This is a genomic window from Methylobacterium sp. D53M, assembly GCF_053345625.1.
The window spans coordinates 118626-125244 of record NZ_JBKFAL010000017.1 but is presented as its reverse complement, the minus strand read 5'-3'; the positions used below and the strand labels follow the sequence as shown (position 1 = coordinate 125244).

The following is a 6619-nucleotide window of genomic DNA, read 5'->3' as shown; positions in this document are numbered from 1 at the left end:
GATACCGGTCAGGTCAGGCTGAACCCTAAGCCGCACGTACCAGCGCCCGCGGCGACATTGTAGGTACTCCGCCCGGCGCACCGTTGGCCTCGCTCATAAACAGCCATGGTGACACTGTGTCACCACGCGGGTTCGGAGCGAGAGCTAAAAACCGTTTACTGACAGTGATTTATAGGAGGTTGGCGGAGGGAGCGGGATTCGAACCCGCGATACCGTTTCCGGTATACACACTTTCCAGGCGTGCGCCTTCAACCACTCGGCCACCCCTCCGTCCGCGAACCGGGCACCCGGGCGCGCACGCGGCGTGCCGGGCGCGGCCTGGGCCGCGCGGTGCCGTGCTGTTAGCCGGGTGCGCCGTCCGGCGCAAGGCGCAGACGGCCGGGCGGTGCGAAAACCGCCCGGCCGCGTCTCTCACCCCTCGGCATCGTCGAGGTGGAAGCGGACATGCTCCACGTTCGCCCGCTCGAAGGCCTGCATCACATGCTGGTAAGAGCGCTCCATGGCGTTGTCCTCGACGCCCGGGCTGTCCTCGGGCTTCAGCACGAACATCAGGAGCGAGCGCCCGGTCACGTCGTAGCCGGAGCCGAACTTGAAGCTCTCCACGTCCTGGCTGTCGGGCAGGTTGGTGTCGAGGAGCCGCGTCCAGGCCACGCCGCCGACCGATTCCGGCAGCGTGAACGTCACGAGGTCGTGGTAGGCGTTGAACATGATCAGCAGCGTCGCGTCGCCGCCGCGGCGGTGCAGGCCGGTGGCCTGGGCGCGCCCGTCGAGCTGGACCGCGAAGGCCCGGGCCTCGCCGTCCGACCAGTTCTCGCCGGCCATCTCGCTGCCGTCCGGCCGCAGCCACGTCACATCCTTGACGCCGAACTCCTCGTCGTACTGGCCGGTGAGGAACCGCCCGCGGCTCAGGATCGGCAGGGCGTTGCGCAGGATGATCAGGCGCTGGGTGAACTCGGCGAGATCCCGCTCCTCGTCGCCGATCGCCCCCCAGTCGAGCCACGAGACCTCGTTGTCCTGGCAGTAGGCGTTGTTGTTGCCCTTCTGGGTCCGGGCGAACTCGTCGCCGGCGAGCAGCATCGGCGTGCCGCGGGACAGGAACAGGGTCGCCAGCATGTTGCGCATCTGGCGCAGGCGCACCGCCCGGATCTCGGGATCGTCCGTCGGGCCCTCCACGCCGTAATTGTACGAGAGGTTGTGTGAGTGGCCGTCGCGGTTGCCCTCACCGTTCGCCTCGTTGTGCTTGTCGTTGTACGAGACCGTATCGTGCAGCGTGAAACCGTCGTGGGCGGTGAGGAAGTTCACCGAGGCCCAGGGCTTGCGCCCGCGCTTGTTGAACTTGTCGGCCGAACCCGAGACGCGCGCCGCCAGGTCCGGCAGCAGTCCGCCGTCGCCCTTCCAGTAGGCGCGGACGTCGTCGCGGAACCGGTCGTTCCACTCGGCCCAGCCGGGCGGGAAGCCGCCGACCTGGTAGCCGCCCGGGCCGCAATCCCACGGCTCGGCGATCAGCTTGACGTTGTTCAGCACCGGGTCCTGCCGGCAGGTGTCGAGGAAGCCGCCGCCTTCGTCGAAGCCGTAGGGCTCGCGGCCGAGGATCGTCGCGAGGTCGAAGCGGAACCCGTCGACCTGCATCTCCTGCGCCCAGTAGCGCAGGGAATCGGTCACGAGCTGCAGCACCCGCGGGTGCGACAGGTTGAAGGTGTTCCCGGTGCCCGTGTCGTTGATGTAGTAGCGCGGCTCGTTCGGCAGCAGCCGGTAGTAGGAGGCGTTGTCGACGCCCTTGAACGACAGGGTCGGGCCCTTCTCGTTGCCCTCGGCGGTGTGGTTGTAGACCACGTCGAGGATCACCTCGAGGCCGGCGCCGTGGAAGCGCGAGACCATCTCCTTGAACTCGGAGAAGGCGAAATCCGGCACCGCGGCGTAGCGCCGTGCGGGGGTGAAGAACGAGATCGTGTTGTAGCCCCAGTAATTCACCAGGTCCTTCTGCTGCAGGTAGTCGTCCTGCACGAAAGAGTGGACCGGCAGCAGCTCCACCGAGGTTACCCCGAGGCTCTTGATGTAGTCGAGCACGTCTCGGGTACCGAGACCGGCATAGGTGCCGCGCAGCTTCTCCGGCACCCGCGGGTCGAGCTTGGTCATGCCCTTGACGTGGGCCTCGTAGACGATGGTCTTCTCCCACGGGATCAGCGGCTTGCGGTGCCGTCCCCAGGTGAAGGCCGGGTCGATGACGCGGGAGCGGCGCGTGTAGGGGGCGCTATCGCGCTCGTCGAAGGTCAGGTCGTCGCCGGTCTCCATCTGGTAGCCGAACAGGGCCGGGTTCCAGGTGATCGATCCGACGAGCCCCTTGGCGTAGGGGTCGATCAGCAGCTTGTTGGGGTTGAACCGGTGCCCGGCCTTCGGCTCGTAGGGGCCGTGGACCCGGTAGCCGTAGATCGTGCCAGGGCGCGCGTCGGGCAGGTAGCCGTGCCAGATCTCGTCCGTGTACTCGGGCAGCTCGATGCGCTCGATCTCCTGCTCGCCCTGGTCATCGAACAGGCAGAGCTCGACCTTGGTGGCGTGGGCCGAGAACAGCGCGAAGTTGACCCCGAGCCCGTCCCAGGTGGCGCCGAGGGGATAGGGTTGGCCTTCCTGGATGCGCGAGCGGGTCGCGCGGGCCTGCGATGCGGGACGACGGGAATCGGACATGGACACTCCGGAACGCGACCCGCCCGGCCACGTGCCGCTGCGGGGAGCCCCTGGTGAACGTGCCGGAAACAGCGAAGCTCCCGCAGTGCCGCAAAAATCGCGGGGCGTGACGACCGCGCCTCCCTCAGTTCGAGGCCGCTTCCGTGAAGCTCCGGTCCACGGCCCGGCCGACGTCGAGCGTCTTCGACAGGATGCCGTACCGCGTCGCCCGGTCCGAGGCCTCCTGGACCTCCGCCACGACGCCGTCGTCGAGCGCGATCGGGCTGGTCCGCTGCGCCGTGTAGGCCGCGCGCAGGACGTCCTCCGGCATCTTGGTCAGCGCGGCCGTGTTCCGGGCGTAGGCGTCGAGGTGGTCCAGAGACCAGAGCCGCGCCCGGTTCAGGCGGCTCAGGAAGTCCTGCAGGGCGGCGCGCTTGGTGGCGATGGCGCTGTCCGAGGCGACGATGAAGGTGATGGTCGGCGTGAGGCCCGCGCCGTCCGCGATCGGCCGGGCCTTGTCCTTGAGCGTCGCGAACGCGACGTAGGGCTCCCAGACCGCCCAGGCATCCACCGAGCCGGCCATCAGCGCGACCTTCGCGTCGACCGGGTTGAGTGGCGCGAAGGTGGCCTCGGACGGCGCGATCCCGGCCTTCTCCAGCGTCGCGCTGATCAGGAACTGGCCCCAGCCGCCGCGGGTGCCGGCGAGCCGCTTCCCCCTCAGATCCGCGGCCGAGCGGATCGGAGAATCCGCGCGGACCAGGATCGCCTGCGTCCGGGGATCGGAGTTGGTGCCGCCGATCGCCTTGATCGGTGCCCCGGCCGCGACGACGGTGAGGAAGGAGAGGTCGCCGGTGTAGCCGACATCGAGGGCGCCCGCGTTGAGCGCCTCCAGGATCGGCGCGGCGGCGGGGAATTCCGACCACGCGATCCGGTAGGGCAGATCCTTCGCGTAGCCGGCGATCTCGAGGAGCGACCGGTTCCCGCCCTTCTGGTCGCCGACCCGCAGGACGACCTCGTCCGCGCGGGCGGCCACCGGACCCAGCGTCACGGTGGCCAGGGTCATCGTGGCCAGCATCAGTGCGGTCGCGAGCCGCGCCCCGGCGAGCCGGCGGCCACCGGGCCGCAAGTGAGATCGGATGAACATGGGGCCTGCCGGGATACGCTGCCCGCTTCGTGCGGGGCTGTTCGGTGGAAGGCCGAGTTTATGCTTGCCGCGAGAGCGGTCAATGAAACGGAAATCTGTATTGCCCGCGGTCGGGAAACGAGACAACATCCGGCCGACCTCTGCGGGGAGACGAATGTCTTTCCCCGCGCGCCGTGCCGGTCAGCGGGCTGGCGGGAACGCGTCCGCCAGGTAGGCCCGCACGAAGCCCGGCATCCGCGCGGGATCGATGTCGTCGCGGCCCCGTACCACGTGCATCCCGGCGAGCTCCGGCTCGGCCTCGGCGCCGAGATGGTCGGCGATCCGCGCCACGATCCTCGCGGCCGGCTCGGGGAAGCGCACCGGCCGCAGGAAGGCGAGCTGGCCCTCCCCCTCAAGAAGCACCCAGTCCGTCTCAGCCCCGGCCGGCAGCGCGAGGCCGGTCTCCTCGGCGAGTTCCCGGGCGGCGCTGCCGGTGAGATCGACCCGCGCGCCGCGCACGTCGTCCGGATCCGGGGTGCCGCAGGGGAAGTAGAGCTGGCCGGCATTGGCCGTGTGGGCGCCCATCTCGCCGAGCAGGACGGCGCCGTCCGCCGTCCAGGGCACGATCGCCGCGAAGGCGTTGGCGATGCGCGCCTCGGGGTGGGGCCTGTCCCGGTAGTAGGTGAAGGTCGCGTAGCGCGTCGCGAACAGGTCGAGCCGGGCGACCCCGTCGGCGACCGCGTGGTCGCAGCACAGCAGGACGGTCCCGTCGAACATGCCGGGGCTGCGCTGCAGCCGGGCCTGCCAGTGGGCCGCGATGGCGGCCGCGTGGGCCTGAGGAAAGGCCCAGTCGTGCTCCACGAACCGCGCCGCCACGTCCGCGACGCGGGTGATCCGGAAACCGTCGGAGACGCCGTCAGAGTGGCCGTCAGACATGCAGGGTGCCGTCCGACAGGATCACGGCGGCGCCGCCGATCTCGACGCCCTGCAGGGCGCCGGCCGCGATCGTGAGCTGGAGCGCGATGTCGCTCGGCCGCCCCATCGCCTCGCCCTGGCGGATCGCCACGTCGTGGGTGCCGTCGCCCAGCGCCTCGAACTGCATCAGCACCCCCGCGAAGGCGGAGGCCGCCGAGCCGGTGGCGGGATCCTCCGGGACGCCGACATTCGGCGCGAACATGCGGACGCGCCAGCGCTGGCCGGTGCCCTCGGGATCCGGGGTGTAGAGGTAGAGCCCGTCGGCCGGATCGGGCGCCTGGGCCGTCCGGGCGGCGTCGAGGGCGGCCACCGACGCCACCGGCACGCAGGTGAAGGTCGGCCCCACGCCGTGGCGGCTCGGGGCGTGCCGGCCAGTGCCGATGTCGCCGGGCTGGAGGCCCAGCAGCGGCGCCAGCGCCGCGGGATCGGGGCCGGGCCCGAGGTATTCCGGCAGGACCGGGAGCCGGAACCGGGCCCGTCCGCCGGTCCCGTCCGCCAGGGTCTCGACCACGCAGGGGACGATCCCGATCCCCTCCTCCAGGCCGAAGGCCCGGGCGTCGCCCCGGGTCGGGTCCTGCAGCGCCAGCAGCACGGCGGTGCCGACCGTCGGGTGCCCGGCGAAGGGCAGCTCCCGGGCGGGGGTGAAGATGCGCAGCGACGCCCGGTGCCGGGCCTCCGCGGGCGGGAGGACGAAGACCGTCTCCGACAGGTTGAACTCCCGCGCGATGGCCTGCATGTCGTCGGTGTCGAGCCCCTCCGCGTCGAGCACCACGGCAAGGGGATTGCCGGCGAGCCTCCGCTCGGTGAACACGTCGAGGGTGACGAAGCGGCGCGCCATCGTGTCGATCCTTGCTGCTCTCTGCGGACTTGGGCGGAGCGGTTTGCCGGGGGCGCCTCAGACCGCCTCGACCGGAAACCGCGCGCTCGGATTCACGTACTCCTCCTGCGCGGCGACCGTCAGGATCTCCCGCGACCCCGCCTCGGCGGTCCGCTTGAGCAGCCCGTAGATCGAGGCCGCCGCGGCGCCCAGCGCCGCCTCGGCCGAGCCGGTCCGGGCGTAATGCACCAGGAACAGCGCCGCGATGCAGTCGCCGGCCCCGTTCACCGCGATGGCGAGCCGCGGCGTCCGGACCCGGAATACCCGCCCCTCCGCGCCCGCGAGCAGGTCGATGCTGTCGGCGGGGGTGTCGGCGCAGAGCGCCGAGGTGACCAAGACCACTCGCGGCCCGCGCGCCCGGAGCGCCGCGATCGCGGCCCCGGCCTCCGCCAGGGTGCCGCTCGGCAGGCCGGTGAGCAAGCCGAGCTCGAACTGGTTGGGGGTGAGGATGTCGGCGGCCGGGACCGCGCGCTCGCGCAGGAACGCCTCGATGCCGGGCCGAACGTAGACGCCCTCCTCGACGTCGCCGATCACCGGGTCGCAGCAGTAGAGCGCCCGCGGGTTCGCCGCGCGCACGGCGTCCACCGCCTCCAGGATCGCTGCGCCGATCTCGGCCGAGCCCATGTAGCCCGACAGGATCGCGTCGCAGCGGCCCAGGACCCCGCGCTCGCCGATGCCGCGCACCACGTCGCGGATCATCGCCGCGTCGAAGACAGGGCCGCGCCACGCGCCGTAGCCGGTGTGGTTTGAGAACTGAACCGTGTGGACTGGCCAGACCTCGACCCCGAGCCGCTGCATCGGGAACACCGCCGAGGCGTTGCCGACATGGCCGTAGGCGACGTGGGACTGGATCGACAGGACGTTCAACGCGGGACTCGCTCGTTGTCCCGCTACGGTTAGCCGGTTCCCGCGCCGGCCGCACCCCTGTCCCTTGCCGCCCTCCCCCGCGCGCCTCAGATGGGACCGACCCTTCTCCCATCCCC

5 protein-coding genes and 1 tRNA gene are annotated in these 6619 nt (G+C 71.0%); all 6 read right to left on the bottom strand.

Annotated features, from left to right (window positions below):
• Positions 1-180 precede the first annotated feature (180 nt).
• Positions 181-270: transfer RNA gene (locus tag ACLBYG_RS21735), tRNA-Ser, on the bottom strand.
• A 141-nt stretch (positions 271-411) separates the two neighbouring features.
• Positions 412-2682 carry a glycogen debranching protein GlgX gene (glgX, locus tag ACLBYG_RS21730; protein ID WP_042671550.1) on the bottom strand — a complete coding sequence of 757 codons (2271 nt, stop codon included), beginning with the start codon at positions 2680-2682 and terminating at the stop codon, positions 412-414.
• A 124-nt stretch (positions 2683-2806) separates the two neighbouring features.
• Positions 2807-3805 carry an ABC transporter substrate-binding protein gene (locus ACLBYG_RS21725; RefSeq protein ID WP_447682814.1) on the bottom strand — a complete coding sequence of 333 codons (999 nt, stop codon included), beginning with the start codon at positions 3803-3805 and terminating at the stop codon, positions 2807-2809.
• A gap of 180 nt (positions 3806-3985) precedes the next feature.
• Positions 3986-4720 carry an NUDIX hydrolase gene (locus ACLBYG_RS21720; RefSeq protein ID WP_447682813.1) on the bottom strand — a complete coding sequence of 245 codons (735 nt, stop codon included), beginning with the start codon at positions 4718-4720 and terminating at the stop codon, positions 3986-3988.
• Positions 4713-5597 carry a PhzF family phenazine biosynthesis protein gene (locus tag ACLBYG_RS21715; protein WP_447682812.1) on the bottom strand — a complete coding sequence of 295 codons (885 nt, stop codon included), beginning with the start codon at positions 5595-5597 and terminating at the stop codon, positions 4713-4715. The genes ACLBYG_RS21720 and ACLBYG_RS21715 overlap by 8 nt, the downstream gene beginning before the upstream one ends.
• A gap of 57 nt (positions 5598-5654) precedes the next feature.
• Positions 5655-6503, bottom strand: coding sequence for a pyridoxal kinase PdxY (gene pdxY / locus ACLBYG_RS21710; protein ID WP_447682811.1), 849 nt, complete (start codon positions 6501-6503; stop codon positions 5655-5657).
• Positions 6504-6619: the final 116 nt, after the last annotated feature.